We start from the raw sequence: 21223 nt of genomic DNA on the forward strand, positions 1-21223 counted from the left end.
GCCTGCGGCCGATACGGCGGGGTAGACATAGAATCTCCTACGAAGGGCTGTGCGCTCCGGGCGCAGCTTTGGTGGACAACGGCTGCACCAGCCATTCGGCCAGATGCTCGCCCCAGACCTGATAGCCCAACGCCGACGGGTGATAGCCATCGATCGCGAGGAACTGCGGCTGCATCTCCAGGCTGACCTCGCAATACCCCGCGCCCTGGGCCTGCGCCAGGGCGCCGAGCTGGCGATCCAGCAGCGCCGCGCGCCAGCCGAGCAATTGCCGCAACAACCAGGGCAGCGCGGTGAAATGCTGCAGTGGCGGCACCGCCGTGCACACGACCCGCGCACCACGCTTGCGGAAATGCTCGATGAGTTGCGTCAAAGCGCCTCGCCAGCGCTGGCTGGAGCTGAAATGCGTGGTGTCGTTGACGCCGAAGACCAGCGCCACCAGGTCGTAATCCTGATCCGCAGTCACCGGCAGCAGGCGCTCGCAGGCTTCGCCGGCCGTGATGCCGTTTTCCCCCACCGCACGCCAGGCAACGGGCCGCCCCAGACGAGCGGACAGCGCGACCGCCAGACGTCCCGCCAGGGCGAAATCCAGGCAGGAGGCGCCGACCCCGGCCACCGTGGACTCGCCGAGCAACAGCAAGCGGAAGGGGGCGCCGGTTCGCTCAGTGCCAGCGACGCCCTCGCAGACGCCCGCGGCCGGCGCCAGGCGCAAGGCCGTGCGCCGGGTACGCACGGCCAGGGGCAGGGCCAGCGGCAGCAGCGGCACCGCCGCCGCCCACCACATCAGCCCCGCCCAGCGGCTCACAGCTCGACGTTGACCGCCCGGGCCGCGCGAGTCGCCTTGGCACGGGCCGCGTCGATCGACTCATCGCGCGCCAGGGCCACGCCCATGCGCCGCTGGCCGTCCACTTCGGGCTTGCCGAACAGGCGCAGGGCGGTGTCCGGCTCGCTCAGCGCGGCACCAAGATTGCCAAAGGACACCTGCTGCGACTTGCCTTCCACCAGGATCACCGCCGAGGCGGAGTCGCCCAGCTGGCGGATTACCGGGATCGGCAGGCCGAGGATGGCGCGGGCGTGCAGGGCGAACTCGGAGAGGTCCTGGGAAATCAGGGTGACCAGGCCGGTGTCGTGCGGACGCGGCGAGACCTCGCTGAACCACACTTCATCGCCCTTCACGAACAGCTCGACGCCGAACAGGCCACGGCCGCCCAGCGCCTCGGTGACCGCCCTGGCCACGCGCTCGGACTCGGCCAGCGCCTTCGGGCTCATCGCCTGGGGCTGCCAGGACTCGTGGTAGTCGCCCTTCACCTGGCGGTGGCCGATGGGTGCGCAGAAGGTGGTACCGCCAATGTGACGGACGGTCAGCAGGGTAATTTCGTAGTCGAAGTCGATGAAACCCTCGACGATGATACGGCCCTTGCCGGCGCGGCCACCTTCCTGGGCGTAGTCCCAGGCGGTCTTCAGGTCGGCGTCGGACTTCAGCACGCTCTGGCCCTTGCCGGAGGAACTCATGATCGGTTTCACCACGCACGGATAGCCCACGGCGGCGACGCCAGCGGCGTAGTCTTCGTAGGTGTCGGCGAAGTGGTAGGGCGAGGTCGGCAGGCCCAGCTCTTCGGCGGCCAGGCGACGAATGCCCTCGCGGTTCATGGTCAGCTGCGCAGCGCGGGCGGTGGGGATGACGGTGTAGCCTTCGCTCTCCAGTTCGACCAGGGTCGCGGTGGCGATGGCTTCGATCTCCGGCACGATGTAGTGCGGCTTCTCCTGCTCGATCACCGCGCGCAGGGCAACTCCGTCGAGCATGCTGATCACATGACTGCGATGCGCAACCTGCATGGCGGGCGCATTCGCATAGCGGTCCACGGCGATGACTTCGCAGCCCAGGCGCTGCAGTTCGATCGCCACTTCCTTGCCCAGTTCGCCGGAGCCACAGAGCAGTACGCGGGTCGCGCTCGGCGACAGGGGAGTTCCAATACGGGGCATTGCGTGAACCTCGGGAAATGAAAAATTCGACGGCGCGCTAGATCAGCACGCCCTGTTGGCGGGCACGTTCATCGCAACGCCTGAGCACTTCGCGGCGCTCGGCGTTGTCCATCAGGCCCCAACGGGTGATTTCGTCGGCGCTGCGCTGGCAGCCCAGGCAGATGTCGGCGTCATCCAGCGCACAGACGTGCACGCAAGGCGAGGCCACGGGACGCTCGGCGGTCATTCTTCCTGCTCGGCCAGCTCGCGGGCGTAGCGCTGGGCGTTGTGCACGTAATGGGCGGCGCTGGCTTCGAGGATCTTCTTCTGCGGCTCGGTCAGTTCGCGCACCACCTTGCCGGGGGAACCCATCACCAGCGAGCCGTCGGGGATTTCCTTGCCCTCGGGGATCAGCGCGTTGGCGCCGATGATGCAGTACTTGCCGATCTTCGCGCCGTTGAGCACCACCGCGTTGATGCCGACGAGGCTGTAGTCGCCCACCTGGCAGCCATGCAGCATGGCGTTGTGGCCGATGGTCACGCCCTTGCCCAGGGTCAGCGGGAAGCCCATGTCGGTGTGCATGACGGTGCCGTCCTGCACGTTGCTGTTCTCGCCGATGTGGATCAGTTCGTTGTCGCCGCGCAGCACGGCGTTGAACCACACGCTGGCGCCAGCATCCAGGCGAACCTTGCCGATCACCGTGGCGGTGGGGGCGATCCAGCTTTCCGGATGAGTTTCGACGTGGGACGAGCCCAGGCGGTATTTCATGGGGTACTCCTCAGGCGGGGGCCGCTCATTGTTCTCTTGGCTACGGGAAATGGCGTCAGCTCAGCTTGATGAACTGCGCGGGCGGCTGGTGCAGGTCGATACGGGCGTCGTACAACAGATTGACCAGCTCGACCAGCATGATCGCGGACAGCCCCCAGATCTTGTACCCCTCGTAGAGGTAGCTGGGGACATACCAGCTGCGGCCGAAATAATCGATGCGATGGGTGGTTTCCCGCGGGTCGCCACGGAAGAACTCCAGCGGCACCGTGAAGACTTCGGCGATCTCGCCGTCATTGGGACGGTACTCGACGAAATCCGGAACGAAGCCGACGAATGGCTTGACCATGATGCCGTGGCGGGACAGCAATGTGCTCAGCGGCCCGACCACCTCCACCAACCCCGGCGGTAGGGCGATTTCCTCCTCCGCCTCGCGCAGGGCGGTATGGATCAGGTCGACGTCCTCGGGGTCGCGCCGCCCACCCGGGAACGCCACCTCGCCGCTGTGGGTGGACAACCCCGTCGCGCGCAGGGTGAGCACGAGCTCTTCACGGGGAGTGATGGGGAGCAGGACCGCCGCTTCCGGGAAGCTGCGGTCCGTTTCGAAATCGCGAGGCGTGTGCGCCTGTATGCGTTGGCGCAGCTGGTCCAGCATGCCGAACATCCTGCGGAAAAGGGCCGATTCTTTTAATTGAACGATCATGGCACGAAAGACCGAACTGCCCAAGCCCCGCCCTCTTGCTGCGTGCCTGGCGCTGCGCGCAAGATGGATGCACATTCGAATAAGGAACCGGCATGAAATTCTGCAGTCAGTGCGGCGCTCCCGTGAGCCTGCGCATCCCCGGCGGCGACAACCGCCCGCGCTACGTCTGCGACCAGTGCCATACCGTGCATTACCAGAACCCCCGGATCGTCGCCGGCTGCCTGCCGGTGTGGGAAGGCCGCATCCTCCTGTGCCGCCGCGCCATCCAGCCGCGCCAGGGTTTCTGGACTCTGCCGGCCGGCTTCATGGAAAACGGCGAGACCCTGGAGCAGGCCGCCGCCCGGGAAACCCTCGAGGAAGCCTGCGCCCGCGTTCAAGGCCTGCAGCTCTATACCCTCTTCGACCTGCCGCACATCAGCCAGGTGTACATGTTCTTCCGCGCCGAACTGGCGGACCTGGACTTTCGCGCCGGCGAAGAGAGCCTGGAGGTGGCGCTGTTCAAGGAATCCGACATCCCGTGGGGCGAGCTGGCTTTTCCCACGGTGGGCCGTACCTTAGAATGCTACTTTGCGGACCGGCTCCAGCGGAGTTTTCCGGTGCGCAACGAAGCCATCGCACCAATGCTGGCACAGAAAAAGAACTAAAAGACTTCTACACCGCCTCTAAGGCATTAGGATCACTGGGGAATACGTTTCGATGCGCTGGCTGATCGCCGTCCTTTGTCTGACTTTCGCAGCGTTCTCGCACGCCAATGCGACGCCTACGCTCGACGGTCATATCGACAAGATTCTCGTGCTCAAGTCCGAGCGCAAATTGCACCTGTTGAGCAACGGCAAGATTCTCAAGAGCTACCGCGTCTCCCTGGGCAAGCGCCCACAGGGCCCGAAGCTCGCCGAGGGCGACAACCGCACGCCGGAAGGCTTCTACTGGGTCGACTGGCGCAAGACCAGCGAAAAGTACAACCTCTCGATGCACATCTCCTACCCCAACGCGCGCGACGTCGCCAAGGCGCGGGAGAAGAACCTGTCGCCGGGCGGCATGATCATGATCCACGGCACCCCGCTGGATGAGGAATACCCCGAGTGGTACTTCTCCACCCTCGACTGGACCAACGGCTGCATCGCCATGACCAACGCCGACCTGCGCGAGGTCTGGAGCCTGGTGAAGGACGGCACGCTGATCGAGATCCGTCCCTGACTGGACACAGCAATGAAAAAGGCGCCCAAGGGCGCCTTTTTCATTGCTGTCAGAACACCATGTCCGACAGCCGCCAAACCTCGAAGGCCGGCGTCTCGTATGGATGCGCGGCCTTCAGAGCCTTGACCGAGTCATGGATCAGTTCGTCGGCCACCACCATCTCGACCTTCCACTCGGCCACCTGCTCGACGGTACCCGTCTGGCCGATGAACGGGTTGCTACCCTGCAACGGTCGGAATTGCCCCTGTCCCAATGCCTGCCAGCAGCAGCTGTCATAGGCACCGATGCGTCCCGCACCCACGGCGAATACCGCCTTCTTGACCGGCTCCAGATGGCTCTCCGGAACGTAAAAACAAAATTTGTACATCGAACGCTCCGAATCAGGGAGATCGAAACAGGGAACGCCGTGGCAGATGGCGCCACGCTTGGCAAATGCTGCCACAAATAGTGGCACATTGCCTCTTATGACCCGCGAGTCATCGGGAAAGTTCGACCGCCGGGTTCCACGGGCGTTCGCCGGCGAGCGACTTTGTACGAAATCTGTGATCGACTTCGAGATCAACGCCCCATGAAGCGCTGCCAGCGCGCCTTCAGCCCGGACGCCTCGGGTGCATGGGCGCCATCGCAATAGGGCAGGCTCGCCGAACGGCCGCAGCGGCAGAGCGACAGGTACCGCTCGCGCCCCACCGTCAGATCCAGCGCATCCGCACAACCTTCGGCGGCGTCCGGCCGGCTCGCGCACTGCCCGCAGCGGCACAGGCGAAGAACCTGCCCCGGCGCAACCGAGCGGACTTCAGGAAGCATCTGATCAGCCAAAGCCCACTCCTCTTCCTACGTAGGCGTATAACGTTCGCCGCTATACGCCGATTGGCCGTGGCCCCAAGGCGCTCCGAGAGCTCAACCCTGGCGCCAGCGGCCAACCAGGATGAAACGGCGTACCACCCCGAACGGTTGTACGCCCTGCGCCCCCAAAGAAAAAGGGAAGGCCGAAGCCTTCCCCTTTTCAGGTTTCACCGGAAACCGGACTCAGCCGACCCAGACGCGGGCGTTGCGGAACATGCGCATCCAGCCGCCGTCCTCTTCCCACTCGTCCGGACGCCAGGAGTTCTGCACGGCGCGGAACACGCGCTCCGGGTGCGGCATCATGATGGTGACGCGGCCGTCGCGGCTGGTCAGGCCGGTGATGCCACGGGGCGAGCCATTCGGGTTGGCCGGGTAGCTCTCGGTAACCTTGCCCAGGTTGTCGACGAAACGCAGCGACACGCAGCCGGACAGGTCGGCTTCCAGCAGCGCTTCCTCGCTCTCGAACTCCGCATGGCCTTCGCCGTGGGCGATGGCGATCGGCAGGCGCGAACCAGCCATGCCCTGCAGGAAGATCGACTGTGACTCCTGCACCTGGACCATCGCCACGCGCGCTTCGAACTGCTCGGAGCGGTTGCGCACGAAGTGCGGCCAGAACTCGGTGCCGGGGATCAGCTCGTGCAGGTTGGACATCATCTGGCAACCGTTGCACACGCCGAGGGCGAAGCTGTCCTTGCGCTCGAAGAAGGCCTGGAAGCCATCGCGGGCACGGCTGTTGAACAGGATCGACTTGGCCCAGCCTTCGCCGGCGCCCAGTACGTCGCCGTAGGAGAAGCCGCCGCAGGCCACCAGGCCCTTGAACTGCTCCAGGCTGATGCGGCCGGAAAGGATGTCGCTCATGTGCACGTCCACCGCGGCGAAGCCGGCGCGGTCGAAGGCCGCCGCCATCTCCACCTGGCCGTTGACGCCCTGCTCGCGCAGGATCGCGATCTGCGGACGCACGCCCTTCTTGATGTACGGCGCGGCAACGTCGTCGTTGACGTCGAAGTTCAGCTTCACCGACAGGCCGGGATTGCTTTCTTCCAGCAGGCCGTCGAACTCCTGGTCGGCGCAGTCGGCGTTGTCGCGCAGGCGCTGGATGCGGTAGCTGGTCTCGCTCCAGATGCGCTGCAGGTTGCGGCGCTGGGCGCTGAACACACGCTCGCCATTGAAGGCCAGGTCGATGTCGGTGCCGTTGACCGGCTGGCCGATCACGGCGACGCAGTCCTCCAGGCCGGCGGCGCTGAACTGGGCCAGCACTTCCGGAGTGGCGCCTTCGCGCACCTGGATCACGGCACCCAGCTCTTCGTTGAACAGGACGGCGGGCAGGGCTTCACGGCTGTCGGCCAGCGCGTCGAGGCGCAGGTCGAGGCCGCAGTGGCCGGCAAAGGCCATTTCCACCACGGTGGCCATCAGGCCGCCGTCGGAACGGTCGTGGTAGGCCAGCAGGTGGCCGTCGGCGTTCAGGCCCTGGATCACGGCGAAGAAGGCCTTGAGGTCTTCGGCGTCGTCGACGTCCGGCGCGGCGCGGCCGATCTGGCCGTTGACCTGGGCGAGGATCGAGCCGCCCATGCGGTTCTTGCCACGGCCGAGGTCGATGACGATCAGGTCGGTCTCGCCCTTGTCCAGGCGCAGTTGCGGGGTCAGGGTCCTGCGCACGTCGTTGACCGGGGCGAAGCCGGAGATGATCAGCGACATCGGCGAGGTGACGCTCTTCTCGGCGTCGCCCTCCTGCCAGCGGGTCTTCATGGACATGGAGTCCTTGCCCACCGGGATGGTGATGCCCAGCGCCGGGCACAGCTCCATGCCGACGGCCTTGACGGTGTCGTACAGGCGCGCGTCCTCGCCCGGGTGGCCGGCGGCGGCCATCCAGTTGGCGGAGAGCTTGATCTCGGAGATCCTGTCGATGCTCGCGGCGGCCAGGTTGGTGATGGTCTCGCCGATCGCCATGCGGCCGGAGGCCGGGGCGTCGATCACCGCCAGCGGAGTACGCTCGCCCATCGCCATCGCTTCGCCGGTGTAGACGTCGAAGCTGGTGGCGGTGACGGCGCAATCGGCCACCGGTACCTGCCACGGGCCGACCATCTGGTCGCGGGCAACCAGGCCGGTGATGGTGCGGTCGCCGATGGTGATCAGGAAGTTCTTGCTGGCCACGGCCGGGTGACGCAGCACGCGCTCGGTGGACTCGGTGAGGTCGAGGCCGGCGGCGGCGAAGTCATCGCCCAGCTCGGCTTCGCGGGTAACCGAACGGTGCATGCGCGGCGGCTTGCCGAGCAGCACTTCGAGCGGCATGTCCACCGGCTTGTTGCCGAAGTGGCTGTCGGCGACGGTCAGTTGCATCTCTTCGGTGGCTTCGCCGACCACGGCGAACGGGCAGCGCTCGCGCTCGCAGATGGCCTTGAAGGTCTCGAAGTCGGCGGCGTCGACCGACATCACGTAGCGTTCCTGCGACTCGTTGCACCAGATTTCCAGCGGGCTCATGCCCGGCTCGTCGTTGGGCACGGCGCGCAGCTCGAAGCGGCCGCCACGGCCGCCGTCGTTGATCAGTTCCGGCAGGGCGTTGGAAATACCGCCCGCGCCCACGTCGTGGATGAACTTGATCGGGTTGTTCTCACCCAGCTGCCAGCAGCGGTCGATGACCTCCTGGCAACGGCGTTCCATTTCCGGGTTCTCGCGCTGTACCGAGGCGAAGTCCAGGTCGGCGGCGGAAGCGCCGGTGGCCATCGAGGACGCCGCGCCGCCACCCAGGCCGATCAGCATGGCCGGGCCGCCGAGCACGATCAGCTTGGCGCCGACCGAGATCTCGCCCTTCTGCACATGGTCTTCGCGGATGTTGCCCAGACCGCCGGCGATCATGATCGGCTTGTGGTAACCGCGAACTTCCTCACCACGCGGGGTGGCGATGGCCTGCTCGAAGGTACGGAAGTAGCCGGCCAGGTTCGGTCGGCCGAATTCGTTGTTGAACGCGGCGCCGCCCAGCGGACCTTCGATCATGATGTCCAGCGGGGTAACGATGCGCTCGGGCTTGCCGTAGGGCACTTCCCAGGGCTGCTCGAAACCGGGGATGTTCAGGTTGGAGACGGTGAAGCCGACCAGGCCGGCTTTCGGCTTGGCGCCACGACCGGTTGCGCCTTCGTCGCGGATCTCGCCGCCGGAGCCGGTGGAGGCGCCGGGGAAGGGAGCGATGGCGGTCGGGTGGTTATGGGTCTCCACCTTCATCAGGATGTGCACCGGCTCTTCGCTGGCGCCGTACTGGCGGGTCTCGGCGTTCGGGTAGAAACGGCCGGCGACGTAGCCCTTCATCACCGCGGCGTTGTCCTTGTACGCGGACAGCACGCCTTCGCGGTGCATTTCATAGGTGTTCTTGATCATGCCGAACAGGCTCTTGTCCTGAGCCTGGCCGTCGATGTCCCAACTGGCGTTGAAGATCTTGTGGCGGCAGTGTTCGGAGTTGGCCTGGGCGAACATCATCAGCTCGACGTCGTGCGGGTTGCGGCCCATCTCGACGAAGCTCTTCACCAGGTAGTCGATCTCGTCCTCGGCCAGGGCCAGGCCCAGCTCGAGGTTGGCCTTCTCCAGCGCGGCGCGGCCGCCGGCGAGGATGTCCACCACGGTCAGCGGCTTGGGCTGGGCGTGGCTGAACAGGCTGGAGGCTTCTTCCAGTTGGCCCAGTACCAGCTGGGTCATGCGGTCATGCAGGCGGGCGGCGACGGCTTGCGCGTCGGCTTCGCTCAGCTCGCCGGTGACGTAGTAGGCGATGCCGCGCTCGATGCGCTCGATCTTGGCCAGGCCGCAGTTGCGGGCAATGTCCGACGCCTTGCTCGACCACGGGGAGATGGTGCCGAAGCGCGGCACCACCAGGAACAGCCGGCCGCTGGGCTCCTGCACCGGCACGCTCGGACCGTACTCGAGCAGGCGCGCCAGGACCTGTTCTTCCTCGGCGTTGAGGGCTCCGGTGACCTCGGCGAAGTGCGCAAACTCGGCATACAGCCCGGTGACGGCGGGCACATGCTGGGTCAGCAGGTCGAGCAGTTTGCCGTGGCGGAAAGCGGAAAGGGCGGGAGCACCGCGCAGGATCAGCATTGTCGGAACAGCCTCTGGAGACGGGGAAGTGTGTGGGGCCGGACGGGCCGGCCCACAGAGGCCGTGCATTCTACCGTAAAGCGCGGGACGGCGGCACCTTTCAAGCACCTTCCTCATTGCCACCGCCACCGATTCGGCCGTTCACCTTCGAACAGCTTCGAGCCACCCGCAGCCAACCCGCTTCGCCCGGCCTTCCGCAGCGAAAATGCCGACGAACGGCACTCCAGCTAGCAGAGAAGCGTCAACCTGTCGAGATATGGCGCCGCACGGCCTTTGCGTATACTGCTGCGATGCTTGCCCTGACTGTGTCCCGCGTGCGCCGCACCACCTGGTTCTTGGCGACCTGTATCTTTCTGCTGCTTTCCGGCTGTACCGAGGCAAAAGTCCCGACAGCCCTGGAGCGTGTGCAGAAGGACGGAGTCCTGCGCGTGATCACCCGCAACAGCCCCGCTACCTACTTCCAGGATCGCAACGGCGACACCGGCTTCGAATACGAGCTGGCCAAGCGCTTCGCCGACAGCCTGGGGGTCAAGCTGCAGATCGAAACCGCCGACAATATCGAAGACCTCTATGGCCAGCTCAGCCGGGAGGGCGGCCCCAACCTCGCCGCCGCGGGCCTGACTCCGGGCGGCGACCGCAGCTCGCAGGTGCATTACTCGCACGCCTACCTCGACGTCACGCCCCAGGTCGTCTACCGCAACGGCGCGCAGCGCCCTACCCGCCCCGAGGACCTGGAGGACAAGCGCATCGTCGTACTCAAGGGCAGCAGCCATGCTGCCCAGTTGGGCGAACTGAAGAAGCGCTTCCCCAAGATCACCTACCGCGAATCCGACGCCGACGAGATGGTCGACCTGCTGCGCATGGTGGACGTCGGCGAGATCGACCTCACGCTGGTCGACTCCAATGAGCTGGCGATGAACCAGGTGTACTTCCCCAACGTGCGCGTCGCCTTCGACCTCGGCGACTCCCGCGGCCTGGCCTGGGCGCTGCCGGCCGGAGACGACAACAGCCTGCTGGAGAAGGTCAACGCCTTCCTCGACAAGGCCAAGCAGGACGGCCTGCTGCAACGCCTGAAAGACCGCTACTACGGCCATGTGGACGTGCTGGGCTACGTCGGCGCCTATACCTTCGCCCAGCACCTGCAACAGCGCCTGCCCAAGTACGAGCCGCATTTCCGCCAGAGTGGCCAGAAGCTCGACGCCGACTGGCGTCTGCTGGCTGCGATCGGCTACCAGGAATCCATGTGGCAGCCCGACGCCACCTCCAAGACCGGCGTACGCGGCCTGATGATGTTGACCAACCGCACCGCGCAGGCGATGGGCGTGGCCAACCGCCTCGACGCCCGGCAGAGCATCCAGGGCGGCAGCAAGTACTACACCCAGATCAAGGACGAACTGCCCGAGGGCATCAAGGACCCGGACCGCACCTGGTTCGCCCTGGCCGCCTACAACATCGGCGGCGCCCACCTGGAAGACGCGCGAAAGATGGCCGAACAGGAAGGCCTGAACCCGAACAAGTGGCTCGACGTAAAGAAGATGCTGCCGCGCCTGGCGCAGAAGCAGTACTACCGCAAGACTCGCTACGGCTACGCGCGCGGCGGCGAGACCGTGCACTTCGTGCAGAACGTGCGGCGCTACTACGACATTCTCACCTGGGTGACCCAGCCGCAGATGGAAGGCGGCCAGCTCGCCGAAAGCGGCCTGCACCTGCCGGGCGTGAACAAGACCAAGCCCGATGATGAGGATGGGCGGGATCAGAAGCTCTGAGGCCCAGCGCGGATTGAAATCGGTATTTCCATTGTAGAAGCGGGCCATGCCCGCGATCGCGAGCATGGCTCGCTCCTACAAATCGGGGCCGTGCCGACGCCGAGCCGAACTCAGCCCTTGCGCCGCGCCTTGAAGAACGCCGACAGCATCCCACTGCACTCCTCCCCCAGCACCCCGCCTTCCACCAGCACCCGGTGGTTGAGGAAGTCCTGTTCGAAGAAGTTGCCACGGCTGACCACCACGCCGGACTTCGGCTCGGTGGCGCCGAACACCACGCGCTGGATGCGCGAGTGCACCAGCAGGCCAGCACACATGCTGCAGGGTTCGAGGGTGACGTAGAGAGTGCTGCCCGGCAGGCGGTAGTTCTGCGCGGCGGCGGCAGCTTCGCGGATGGCGACCATCTCGGCATGGGCGCTGGGATCATGGGAAGTGATCGGCCGGTTGAAGCCGCGACCGATGACCTGCCCGTCCAGCACCAGCACTGCGCCCACCGGCACTTCGCCCAGCGCAGCGCCCTGCTCGGCCAGCGCCAGGGCCTCGCGCATGAAGGGGATGTCCCGGCTGCGGTCGATGACCGGCGCCAGCCCCTTCACCGTCGGGTGCCCCTTGCTGTTGGTCAGCCGCACCATGCCTCGCCCACCGCGATGGTTCCCATCAGTCCGGTCTCCATGTGATCGATCACGTGGCAGTGGAACATCCACAGGCCGGGGTTATCCGCCACCAGCGCCACGCGTGCCGTCTCATTCTTGCCCAGCAGGTAGGTATCGGTGAAATACGGAATGATCTCCCGACGATCGGAATCCAGCACCTTGAAGGCCATGCCATGCAGGTGGATCGGGTGCTGGTACTGGGTCATGTTGCGCAGCACGAAGATGTAGCTGTTGCCTTCCTTGAGCCTGGCCAGCGGCGGCGCGTTGTGCTTGTGCTCCTCGCCGCCCTGCCAGGCCACGCCGTTGATCTGCCACAGCGAAGGCGCCGACTGGCCCTTGGAGTAGTCGGAGATGGCGCCGACCCACTCGAACTTGAAGTTGATGGTCTCGGCATTCTTCAGGTCCGGCTCTGCCACCGGGTTGTGCGGCAGCGTAGCCGGCCATTTGGCCGTAGGCGCCTTGGGATTGGCCACGCCACGGATGGTCGCCAGACGCACCGGGCCGTTGCGCAGCGACAGCTCGGTGCCTTCCGCCGGACCACGGATGCCCAGCTCCAGGCGCATGCCCGGGCCGATCCAGTACTGGTCCTTGGGTCCCTTGCCGAAGTCGCGCGGCTCCACCGGATGGCCGTCGATGGCGTAGATCTTCGCCTCGGCGTCCGGCAGGTTGAGGCGGTAGGTGACGGTGTTGTCGACATTGAGCAGGCGCACCCGGACGATCTCGCCGGCGGGCAGTTCGATCACCGGCGTGCGTTCGCCGTTGATCGTCGACAGGCGCCCGCGGGTGCCTTCGCGCGCAGCCTCGCGGGGAACGCTGAAGGCGGTGAAGTTGCCTTCCTCGTCCACGTGCCAGGTCTTCAGGCAGAGGACTTTCTCGCGGGTGAACCCGGTGGGCTCGCGCTCGTCGACGATCAGCGGCCCGACCAGGCCACGGCCCAGTTGCTCGCTGCTCATCAGGTGCGGGTGATACCAGTAGCTGCCGGCGTCCGGCGTCTTGAACTGGTAGACGAAGCTCTCGCCCGGCTGCACCGGCGGCTGCGAGATGTAGGGCACGCCGTCCATCTCGATGGGCAGGCGGATGCCGTGCCAGTGGATGGTGGTCGGCTCGTCCAGCTTGTTGGTGAAGCGCACCCGCAGCCAGTCGCCCTGGCGCGCACGGATCTCCACGCCGGGAGCCTGGCCGCCATAGCCAAGGCCGGGGGTCTTGTGGCCGGGCACCAGCTCCAGGTCGAGCGGCGCGGCGATCAATTCGTAATCGTGCTCGGCGGCCACCTGCGGGCGCGCCAGCCAGAGGCGCGCGCCACCGGCGCCCAGGCCGAGCACGGCCAGGCCGGCGATGCCGCCGAGTACTTGTCTACGGGTAAACGACATGGGTCCAGACTCCTAGAACAAGGGACTTGCGACCCCATCGGCTTTCACGGAGATTTGGCGCGTTTCGCGCCTGGCGCCGGGCTCTTGCGGCCGGCTGCACTGCTTTGCTGCTTCAAACGAAAGCAGAAGCAACTGTGCATGAAGAGGCAAACGCCTCTCATGCGCCAGGTCAAGGACAGCTATCCCGCCCTCGCCTGTCGAAGAAGGCGGCGAGATTGCCGCCTTCTCCGTTAAGGAAACGTTAAACGTCTCCGATCATTCCCACTCGATTGTAAACAAGCACACAAAACCCTTTAGTGACAACAATTTGCAAGAACTATCAGGCTCAGTGCCATGAAAAATACCATGACCAGATCATGAGGTTGAACACGGCTTGCGCCGGCAGCGTTCACGCTCCTGGTCGGCGATCTCGCCCGGCTGCAATGCTAGCTCAGCATCGGTCATGCGCTCCAGCACGTCGCGTAGGCGGATGGTGCAAGGAATGGGCGGCAGCTCGAACTCATAGCCGCCGGCGATCATTTCGGCCGCAATCTCCTCGGTGATGAAAAACGGCTCGTCGTCTTGGTTCGGCTTCTTCATGCCCTTTCCTCCTGGCGCTCATCCTGGCCGACAGCGGCCAGGGCATCGGCTTCCGTCAATGCGTCCTCCACGAACGCGCCGTGCTGCTTCGCTTCGGCCTGGCTGACCTCGGCCCATATCCGTTTCACCTGGGCCGCACTGTACCCGGCCAGCTCGGCGGTCTTGTTGATGCTGTAGCCGGACTTGCGCAGCGCGACAACTTGGGCGCGGCGCTTCGGATCAGCACGGCGGCCCTTGTACCGCCCGGCCTGGCGGGCCAACTCAATGCCTTGGCGCTGGCGTTCGCGCCTGTCCTCGTAGTCGTCGCGGGCCATCTGCAAGGCCAGGCGAAAAAGCATGATCTGCACGGCTTCCAGCACGATCTTGGCGACGCCCTGGGCCTCGGCCGCCAGGTCGGATAGATCGACCACGCCAGGGACGGCCAGGCGTGCGCCTTTGGCCTGTATCGAGGCCACCAGGCGCTCGGCCTCGGGCAAAGGTAGGCGGCTGATGCGGTCGATCTTCTCGGCAATGACCACCTCGCCGGGCTGTAGGTCGCCGATCATGCGCAGCAGCTCAGGCCGGTCGGCGCGTGCGCCGGATGCCTTCTCACGGTAGATGCCGGCGACGTAGTAGCCGGCGGCCTTCGCGGCCGTAGTGATCGCCTCTTGGCGTTCCAAGTCCTGCGCGTCGGTGCTGACGCGCAGATAGACCCGCGCCACCATCGGCGCGGCTACTGGCTTCGTCCTGCGCATACTTGCGGGCTCCTTTGGGCATACTCAAATGCACCCATCTTAAACTGGCAGGCCAATTTATCACATATCGATCTAAATGCGCCTAGCTCATTTTTACAGCTTAAATGAGCTATTGAGCACACTCCATATTTCGACTATTATTGAAACATGGAAACGATAAATGCTGTAGCCGCCCTGGCGGCCATCGCTCAAGAATCGCGCCTCGCGGTGTTCCGGCTTCTCGTCCAGGCCGGCCCCGCCGGCATGGCCGCCGGAAAAATCAGCGAAGCGGCCGGCATCCCGCCGTCTTCGCTATCCTTCCACCTGAAAGAGCTGGCACACGCCGGCATGGTCACGTCGCGGCAAGAAGGCCGATTTGTGATCTACGAGGCGAACTTTTCGACGGCCACTAACCTGGTGGCCTTTCTCACGGAAAACTGCTGCGGCGGCCAGGTGTGCAACCTGTCTTGCACCACGGAAGCCGGGAAGGTGTTGGCATGAGACTTCGCCATCTTTCCGACCCCGATTCTTTGCCCGCTTTGGACAAATCCTTTGCCATCGAGCGCCCGGCGCTCGGGCTGGCACCCGACGCCCCGCCGGTGCGTATCCTGCTGCTGTATGGCTCGCTGCGCGCCCGCTCGTTCTCACGGCTGGCCGTCGAGGAAGCGGCCCGGCTGCTGCAATTCTTTGGCGCAGAAACACGCATCTTCGACCCGTCCGATTTGCCGTTGCCCGATCAAGTGCAAAGCGACGATCACCCGGCCGTCAAGGAGCTGCGCGCCCTGTCCGAGTGGTCAGAGGGACAAGTCTGGTGCAGCCCGGAACGCCACGGTCAGATTACCAGTGTCATGAAGGCGCAGATTGACCATCTGCCGCTTGAAATGGCCGGCATCCGGCCGACCCAAGGCCGCACCCTGGCCGTGATGCAGGTATCCGGCGGCTCGCAGAGCTTCAACGCCGTGAACACCTTGCGTCTGCTCGGCCGCTGGATGCGAATGTTCACCATTCCGAACCAGTCGAGTATCGCCAAAGCGTTCCAAGAGTTCGACGCGGCGGGCCGCATGAAGCCCTCGCCGTACTACGACCGAATAGCCGATGTGATGGAAGAACTGGTGCGCTTCACGGCGCTGGTACGGCCGCACCGTGAAGCACTGACAGACCGCTATTCCGAACGGAAAGCGGCCGGCCACGTCATCGACGAGGCCACCGATCTTTCATCCATCGCCATTGCTCCCCAGCCACTACCAGAAAGCGAAACATCATGACCGAAAGAATCTATAACGTCCTCATCCTCTGCACCGGCAATTCGGCGCGCAGCATCATGGCCGAAGCTCTCATCAACACGATGGGGCAAGGGCGCTTCCGCGCCTACAGCGCCGGCAGTCACCCAACCGGCAAGGTCAATCCCTTCGCCGTCGAAAAGGTGGAGTCGGTGAATTACCCGACCGAGAATCTGCGCAGCAAGAGCTGGGACGAGTACGCCACGCCCGACGCACCGAAGATGGACTTCATCATCACCGTCTGCGACAACGCCGCCGGCGAAATGTGTCCGGTGTGGCCTGGTCAGCCGATCTCGGCGCATTGGGGATTTGAAGACCCGGCCGCCGTCGAAGGCACTGACGCCGAGAAGCGCCGGGCCTTCGAACAAACCTTCCGGCACATGATGAACCGCGTCCGCCTGTTCGTGAATCTGCCTCTCAAAATGCTTGACCAGACGGCCATCAAGCGCGAGCTGGCGAACATCGGCAAGACCGAGCAGGAAGCATGAGCGCCGGCGCACAGGCCATCGCCGCGAAGCCGCGCCAGGCCCCGATGAGCGGCTTCGAGCGTTACCTGACGCTGTGGGTGGCCCTGTGCATCGTCGCCGGTGTTGCGCTCGGCCAGGGCCTTCCTGACGTGTTCCAGGCCATAGGCCGCATGGAAGTGGCCCAGGTCAATTTGCCGGTGGGCCTGCTGATTTGGGTAATGATCGTCCCGATGCTGGTCAAGATCGACTTCGGGGCGCTGCACCAGGTCAAAGAGCATTGGCGCGGCATCGGCGTCACGCTGTTCGTGAATTGGGCCGTCAAGCCATTCTCGATGGCCCTGCTGGGGTGGCTGTTCATCCGACAAGTGTTCGCTCCGTTCCTGCCGGCCGATCAACTGGACAGCTACATCGCGGGCTTGATCTTGCTGGCCGCCGCGCCCTGCACGGCAATGGTGTTCGTGTGGAGCCGCCTTACCAACGGCGACCCGCTTTTCACGCTCTCGCAAGTGGCTCTGAACGACGCCATCATGATCGTGGCCTTCGCGCCCATCGTCGGCCTGCTGCTGGGCATGTCCTCGATCTCGGTGCCTTGGGACACGCTGCTGATTTCGGTCGTGCTCTACATCATCGTGCCGGTGATCCTGGCGCAGCTCTTGCGGCGGCATCTGCTCAAGCAAGGACAGGCCGCCTTTGAACGGGCCATGCAGAAGATCGGGCCGTGGTCGATGGCCGCGCTGCTGCTGACGTTGGTTCTACTGTTCGCCTTCCAGGGCGAGGCCATCATCCGGCAGCCGTTAGTGATCGCCATGCTAGCCGTGCCGATCTTGATTCAAGTGTTCTTCAATTCCGGGTTAGCCTACTGGCTGAACAAGCGGGCGGGGGAAAAGCACTCTGTCGCCTGTCCTTCGGCCCTGATCGGTGCCAGCAACTTCTTCGAGCTGGCCGTGGCGGCCGCCATCAGCTTGTTCGGTCTGCACTCCGGCGCTGCATTGGCAACCGTGGTCGGCGTCCTGGTCGAAGTGCCGGTGATGCTGCTGGTCGTGCGCGTGGTGAATCGCTCGAAGAGCTGGTACGAACGAGGTTGAACATGAGTAGGAAAAAACTGAGGAAATGATTGCAGATTGCCGCGCCGGCCGCTTCCTGGCGCATTCGATCACTGACCTGGAACACCTAGTATCCATGCTTGCTGAGGTCGCCCGATGACAGACCCAAAGAACCTAGAGAACAGGCTGCATGAGAAGGCCGACCCGGCCCGCGCCGTTTCCACTGGTCGGGTGCGCTACACACTGGCCGAACTACTGGCCGACGCGGAAGCATCCGGGGCTTACCCGCTGCCGCCGGAGGAACGCGAATGGATGGATGCGCCGTCTGTGGGTCGGGAATGGCCAAACAGTGAAGATTGAAAAAGGCGGCCAGTTCGAGTGGCCGCCCTTTCGTCATTAGCTGCACGCTTGGCGCAAGGCGTTCATTGCTTCTTGAAAATCAGCCTGTGTCGCCCGGCCCGTTTCAGCTTGGTAGTACACCACCATAAAAGCATTAGCGACGGCTTCGGCCAATGGCCCAAGGCTCCGCGCTTCCGCTTGGTTGATGTACTCCAAAGAAGAAAGAATAGCCGCTGCTTGATGCACTGCTTGCCCTGGTTCGATAATATGTTGTGTTGTCATAATTCACCTCTCCAGTAGGTGTTGATTGAAAGTGCCGGGCTGGTTGTGGCCAGCCCGGTGCGCCTACAGGTACAGCCCCGCCGCCTCCGCGAATGCTGACCGCTCATTCCTGCCGCCATTAACCTCAATACTTATCGGCTTAGTTTCGCTCTCTCTCATAGGGTCTGGCCGTGATACAAAAGCGGCTGTTTCTGTCTCTGCATCGACCTCGGTCGATTGATCACCCAGCGGCGAAATAAATACCTGGCTGACTTCTTCCCTTGGCGCTTCATCCAGGGCCGCCAATGCGGCCATGTATGTTGATGTCGTCATCGTGCTAACTCCTGACTTCGTTACTATCTGGGCCAGAATCGGCGCCCAAGCTATTGCCCTCGAACTGGCCAGATTGGCTTGCTTCTTTCGGCTCCATGCTTTCGCGTATCGAAGCAGCCAGTTTTCCGCCTGTGGTTTCGCTCACTCGCTCCTGGAATCCCTGCTTCACTTGAGAGCCGACACCCTTGGCTAACTCGGAGGCCGTGCCTGTGGCCAGCTTCGCGGCCTTGGCAAAGCCGCCACCGCTTGAGCTACTGCCGCTGTCACCAAAGCCAGCCGCTTGGGCGAATGGGCTACTGCCAGCAGTACCCGCTTCACCACCACCGTTTCCGCCACTGCTGACAACTGACCCCATGCTGGACATGTCACCGCCGGTTTCCATACTCGCTGATGCTTTCTGAAAAGCCGCTTGGAGTGCACTTGCACCTCCGGCTGCACCGGCTGCGGCACCCATAACCGCTTTACCTGCCAGGGCAGCGCCGCCAGTTGCCATACTGGCCGCCGTCACCGCCGCCCCAACTGCCGCACCCGCACCGAAGTTTCCAATTCCACCGGCTGCGCCAATACCACCACCAGACACAAGACCAGAAATCATCGGCGGAACTTTGTTGACCAAGAAAAGCAAGATGACCGATATAACCAACATCACGGCCAGTTCCTGGGATGCCATGTTCTCGCTGATTTGCGTGTAGTAGTGATTGATGAACTCTTTGCCAATCGCAACCAGAAGCACCATTGCCATAAGCTGTGCGGCCAGGCCCAGCACGGTCTTGTAGTAATTGATCGCCATGTCGGAAGTCCAACGACTTCCACCAAAGCCAAGGAAGAACACACCGGCATACAACAGAATCCAGGCTGATGCGAGCAACAGCAACAGGTTGACCGCAATCAACGCCAGGACAAACAAAACAGCCAGGGCCATTAGCTCCATGACCAGAGCAGTTGCCATCTGCCGCCATCCCAGCTCCGAGGTGGCCTGTACTGTGCGGTTGTATAACTCGAAACCAAGATCAAGGATGCTGGAGGGCCCAAGATTGCTATTGGAAAGTCCCCCCGCCTGCGCGCCCAGAGTTTGCAATGACTGAACAATCGTACCGGCGATATTCATGCCCTGGTTCGCATTCGTCAGCAACCACCAGAAAAAGCCGGTGAAGATCGTGAAGCGAACGAACTCCGCGAAGAACTCGCCAATGTCGGCCTTGCGCAAAGCCATCATGCCGAATGTCCAGACCATCGAAATCACAACCAGCGTCCAGAACAAACGCGATGCAGCGGACTCAATAGCTGGCCCCCATGTTGCGGCAGCATCATGAAAACGCTTGAGCACATCATTCATAACACCGCTGCTACTTAGCTCCTGCGCCATTGCAGGTTCAGCCAGCACCATTGTGGCGACCATCATCAAGCCACCTAGAGCAATTTTCTTTCTCATGGCGACCACCTCAATAATCATCTTTAGGGCTGGGCTTGAACTCCCACTGACGCATCTGCTTGGCCTTCTGGAATGCTCTGCATTCCTCGGTAAAGGCCTCTCGGTTCGCTTCGCTGCGCATTTCATTCAGTGCTGCCTGGAACGCATCGGGGGCACACGTCGCCGCATTTGGTTCGGGCATCCTTTCCTGTTCACATCCAGCCAACAACAGCAACGTAGCCGCGGTAGTAAAAAAGATTTTTTTCATCTCACCGCCTCCCTAGTAGTTGTCTGCCGGACTCGGGCGAAACGTCCAGGTACGCATTTGCTCGGCCCTGGCATCACCTCGCGCCTCGGCATCGAGTTCTGCTGCAATCCGGGCTGCCTCCGCGTTGTGTTGGGCGGTCAACATGGTGCGAATCTGCAAGAGCTGATTGGCCTGCTGGCTGGCGAGCTGGTTGGCGTAGCCGATGGCCTGTAGCTGGCCAGTTGCACCCTGGGCCGCGCCTTGCAGCCGCTCCAGGGTACGGGCGTCATCCTTCAAAGCCTTTTGCTGGTCGGCAACGGTCTGGAACAGGGCATCGTTGGCCTTCTTTTGCGACTCTGACGCCAGGCGGCGGTTCTCTTCCATCGCTGCCTTTTCGGCCGGCGTGCATCCGCCGCTGCCGTTGAAGCATGGCGAGCTGCGGTAATAGGCCACGTCCTGAAACTTGGCCAGGTAACGATCCAGGCTGCCTAGCTGGTTCTCGTAATAGGCCAGCGTGTTTTGCGCGGCAATCAGCCGGTTGATCGTAGTCTGCGCCTGATCCCAGATATACGCGGCTGGGGCCATCGTGTTCTGGAGCTGATTTTCGTACTGCTGCAACTGGGTCTGGTACTGCTCAATCTGCTTGAGCGTCTGCGCCACCGACTCGATGGCCGTCATGATGTTCTGGGCCAGGTTGCCGCCGTCGATGACGGGGATACCAGCTTGCACAGGGGCGGTGGTAGTGGTGATAAAGCCGGTTGCGAGTGCAACGGCTAGAGCGGTTTTTTTAGCCGCTAAAATTTTGGACTTCATGGTCGTACTCCGTCGATGAAAAGAAGGCATTGCCTTGACCAAGCGTTGTGCTTGTTCTCGGCAACGTTTCATCGAAGAGCTACGCCACTAGCTGATCGGTATTGCCCTTGGCGCTGAGGCCCGGACTTACAAACGTAAAACTACTCTGTTTTTTTATCGCTTTCGGACAAGCCAACTTCCCGGCCAATCTCTTCAAGCTCTAGCGGCTGTACTGCCGCCGTCAGTATTTCGCGTATTTCCGCGTCGGTGCTCCTATCGTTGAGCGCTGCTCGAACTTTCAACGCACGGTGCACCTCGGCGGGTAAATTCCTGATAAGCACATTTGCCATATCAATACCCTTTTGGTGTACCCGACAACCATGCTATCAAAGATATTAAAAATAGCAAGACCTATACTCTTGCAA

General features: G+C 63.4%; 25 protein-coding genes. 7 read left to right on the forward strand and 18 right to left on the reverse strand.

Annotated features, from left to right (window positions below; translation table 11 throughout):
- Nucleotides 1–37: 37 nt before the first annotated feature.
- From ACYCAX_RS03490 to ACYCAX_RS03510, 5 genes are read right to left on the reverse strand one after another with little or no spacing between them, the layout of a single operon-like run.
- Entirely contained in the window at nucleotides 38–802 is a 765-nt protein-coding gene (locus tag ACYCAX_RS03490; protein ID WP_294977802.1) for an SGNH/GDSL hydrolase family protein, read from the reverse strand.
- On the reverse strand, nucleotides 799–1980 hold the full coding sequence (gene purT / locus ACYCAX_RS03495; RefSeq protein ID WP_015478461.1) for a formate-dependent phosphoribosylglycinamide formyltransferase: 1182 nt from the start codon (nucleotides 1978–1980) through the stop codon (nucleotides 799–801). The genes ACYCAX_RS03490 and purT overlap by 4 nt, the downstream gene beginning before the upstream one ends.
- Nucleotides 1981–2017: 37 nt before the next feature.
- On the reverse strand, nucleotides 2018–2206 hold the full coding sequence (locus ACYCAX_RS03500) for a DUF1289 domain-containing protein (protein ID WP_015478462.1): 189 nt from the start codon (nucleotides 2204–2206) through the stop codon (nucleotides 2018–2020).
- Nucleotides 2203–2727, reverse strand: coding sequence for a gamma carbonic anhydrase family protein (locus tag ACYCAX_RS03505; protein WP_460247430.1), 525 nt, complete (start codon nucleotides 2725–2727; stop codon nucleotides 2203–2205). The genes ACYCAX_RS03500 and ACYCAX_RS03505 overlap by 4 nt, the downstream gene beginning before the upstream one ends.
- Before the next feature lie 55 nt (nucleotides 2728–2782).
- The gene (locus ACYCAX_RS03510) at nucleotides 2783–3379 is read right to left on the reverse strand and encodes a CoA pyrophosphatase (protein ID WP_015478464.1); all 597 of its coding nucleotides are present in this window, start codon (nucleotides 3377–3379) and stop codon (nucleotides 2783–2785) included.
- A gap of 140 nt (nucleotides 3380–3519) precedes the next feature.
- Here ACYCAX_RS03510 and ACYCAX_RS03515 point away from each other — a divergent pair, with 140 nt between their 5' ends.
- Complete coding sequence (locus tag ACYCAX_RS03515) at nucleotides 3520–4071, forward strand: NUDIX hydrolase (RefSeq protein ID WP_015478465.1); 552 nt, start codon at nucleotides 3520–3522, stop codon at nucleotides 4069–4071.
- Between the two features lie 52 nt (nucleotides 4072–4123).
- Entirely contained in the window at nucleotides 4124–4624 is a 501-nt protein-coding gene (locus tag ACYCAX_RS03520) for a L,D-transpeptidase family protein (RefSeq protein ID WP_015478466.1), read from the forward strand.
- Nucleotides 4625–4673: 49 nt separating this feature from the next.
- Here the strand turns inward: ACYCAX_RS03520 and ACYCAX_RS03525 are convergent, their stop codons facing one another.
- From ACYCAX_RS03525 to purL, 3 genes are all read right to left on the reverse strand, one after another.
- Complete coding sequence (locus ACYCAX_RS03525; RefSeq protein WP_015478467.1) at nucleotides 4674–4991, reverse strand: YqfO family protein; 318 nt, start codon at nucleotides 4989–4991, stop codon at nucleotides 4674–4676.
- Between the two features lie 191 nt (nucleotides 4992–5182).
- Nucleotides 5183–5440: a CDGSH iron-sulfur domain-containing protein gene (locus ACYCAX_RS03530; RefSeq protein ID WP_294977795.1), complete on the reverse strand. Its 258-nt coding sequence runs from the start codon at nucleotides 5438–5440 to the stop codon at nucleotides 5183–5185.
- 210 nt (nucleotides 5441–5650) lie between these two features.
- Nucleotides 5651–9547, reverse strand: coding sequence for a phosphoribosylformylglycinamidine synthase (purL, locus tag ACYCAX_RS03535; RefSeq protein WP_460247431.1), 3897 nt, complete (start codon nucleotides 9545–9547; stop codon nucleotides 5651–5653).
- A gap of 290 nt (nucleotides 9548–9837) precedes the next feature.
- On the opposite strand from purL, the gene mltF reads away from it, so the two are divergent.
- Nucleotides 9838–11313 carry a membrane-bound lytic murein transglycosylase MltF gene (gene mltF / locus ACYCAX_RS03540; protein WP_460247432.1) on the forward strand — a complete coding sequence of 492 codons (1476 nt, stop codon included), beginning with the start codon at nucleotides 9838–9840 and terminating at the stop codon, nucleotides 11311–11313.
- A 110-nt stretch (nucleotides 11314–11423) separates the two neighbouring features.
- Here the strand turns inward: mltF and tadA are convergent, their stop codons facing one another.
- The 4 genes from tadA to ACYCAX_RS03560 all read right to left on the reverse strand — a co-directional run bounded on the left by tadA (nucleotide 11424) and on the right by ACYCAX_RS03560 (nucleotide 14646).
- On the reverse strand, nucleotides 11424–11942 hold the full coding sequence (gene tadA / locus ACYCAX_RS03545; RefSeq protein ID WP_015478471.1) for a tRNA adenosine(34) deaminase TadA: 519 nt from the start codon (nucleotides 11940–11942) through the stop codon (nucleotides 11424–11426).
- Nucleotides 11930–13333 carry a multicopper oxidase family protein gene (locus ACYCAX_RS03550; protein ID WP_015478472.1) on the reverse strand — a complete coding sequence of 468 codons (1404 nt, stop codon included), beginning with the start codon at nucleotides 13331–13333 and terminating at the stop codon, nucleotides 11930–11932. The genes tadA and ACYCAX_RS03550 overlap by 13 nt, the downstream gene beginning before the upstream one ends.
- A 354-nt stretch (nucleotides 13334–13687) precedes the next feature.
- On the reverse strand, nucleotides 13688–13912 hold the full coding sequence (locus tag ACYCAX_RS03555) for a hypothetical protein (RefSeq protein ID WP_000743213.1): 225 nt from the start codon (nucleotides 13910–13912) through the stop codon (nucleotides 13688–13690).
- Nucleotides 13909–14646: a recombinase family protein gene (locus ACYCAX_RS03560; protein WP_001366550.1), complete on the reverse strand. Its 738-nt coding sequence runs from the start codon at nucleotides 14644–14646 to the stop codon at nucleotides 13909–13911. Before ACYCAX_RS03560 ends, ACYCAX_RS03555 begins: the two co-directional genes overlap by 4 nt.
- A gap of 147 nt (nucleotides 14647–14793) precedes the next feature.
- Between ACYCAX_RS03560 and ACYCAX_RS03565 the strand changes: the two genes are divergently transcribed.
- From ACYCAX_RS03565 to arsB, 4 genes are read left to right on the forward strand one after another with little or no spacing between them, the layout of a single operon-like run.
- Nucleotides 14794–15126: an ArsR/SmtB family transcription factor gene (locus ACYCAX_RS03565; RefSeq protein ID WP_000447876.1), complete on the forward strand. Its 333-nt coding sequence runs from the start codon at nucleotides 14794–14796 to the stop codon at nucleotides 15124–15126.
- Nucleotides 15123–15890, forward strand: a complete 768-nt coding sequence (gene arsH / locus ACYCAX_RS03570; protein WP_001239389.1) for an arsenical resistance protein ArsH — start codon at nucleotides 15123–15125, stop codon at nucleotides 15888–15890. Before ACYCAX_RS03565 ends, arsH begins: the two co-directional genes overlap by 4 nt.
- Nucleotides 15887–16393, forward strand: coding sequence for an arsenate reductase ArsC (locus tag ACYCAX_RS03575; RefSeq protein WP_000140066.1), 507 nt, complete (start codon nucleotides 15887–15889; stop codon nucleotides 16391–16393). The genes arsH and ACYCAX_RS03575 overlap by 4 nt, the downstream gene beginning before the upstream one ends.
- Before the next feature lie 44 nt (nucleotides 16394–16437).
- Nucleotides 16438–17457: an ACR3 family arsenite efflux transporter gene (arsB, locus tag ACYCAX_RS03580; RefSeq protein ID WP_005015323.1), complete on the forward strand. Its 1020-nt coding sequence runs from the start codon at nucleotides 16438–16440 to the stop codon at nucleotides 17455–17457.
- A 354-nt stretch (nucleotides 17458–17811) separates the two neighbouring features.
- Here arsB and ACYCAX_RS03585 read toward each other — a convergent pair whose 3' ends face one another.
- From ACYCAX_RS03585 to ACYCAX_RS03610, 6 genes are all read right to left on the reverse strand, one after another.
- On the reverse strand, nucleotides 17812–18036 hold the full coding sequence (locus ACYCAX_RS03585) for a type I toxin-antitoxin system ptaRNA1 family toxin (RefSeq protein ID WP_000211355.1): 225 nt from the start codon (nucleotides 18034–18036) through the stop codon (nucleotides 17812–17814).
- Between the two features lie 63 nt (nucleotides 18037–18099).
- Nucleotides 18100–18348, reverse strand: a complete 249-nt coding sequence (locus ACYCAX_RS03590; RefSeq protein ID WP_000213809.1) for a hypothetical protein — start codon at nucleotides 18346–18348, stop codon at nucleotides 18100–18102.
- A gap of 4 nt (nucleotides 18349–18352) precedes the next feature.
- A complete protein-coding gene (gene trbL / locus ACYCAX_RS03595; protein ID WP_001405816.1) occupies nucleotides 18353–19780 on the reverse strand; it encodes a P-type conjugative transfer protein TrbL in 1428 nt (475 codons plus the stop codon).
- 10 nt (nucleotides 19781–19790) lie between these two features.
- Nucleotides 19791–20027, reverse strand: coding sequence for an entry exclusion lipoprotein TrbK (gene trbK / locus ACYCAX_RS03600; RefSeq protein ID WP_000718002.1), 237 nt, complete (start codon nucleotides 20025–20027; stop codon nucleotides 19791–19793).
- 12 nt (nucleotides 20028–20039) lie between these two features.
- Nucleotides 20040–20819 carry a P-type conjugative transfer protein TrbJ gene (gene trbJ, locus ACYCAX_RS03605; protein WP_000836966.1) on the reverse strand — a complete coding sequence of 260 codons (780 nt, stop codon included), beginning with the start codon at nucleotides 20817–20819 and terminating at the stop codon, nucleotides 20040–20042.
- Between the two features lie 140 nt (nucleotides 20820–20959).
- Nucleotides 20960–21148, reverse strand: a complete 189-nt coding sequence (locus tag ACYCAX_RS03610; RefSeq protein ID WP_000024442.1) for a FitA-like ribbon-helix-helix domain-containing protein — start codon at nucleotides 21146–21148, stop codon at nucleotides 20960–20962.
- Nucleotides 21149–21223 lie beyond the last annotated feature (75 nt).

The sequence above is a fragment of the Pseudomonas sp. MT3 genome (assembly GCF_054720805.1).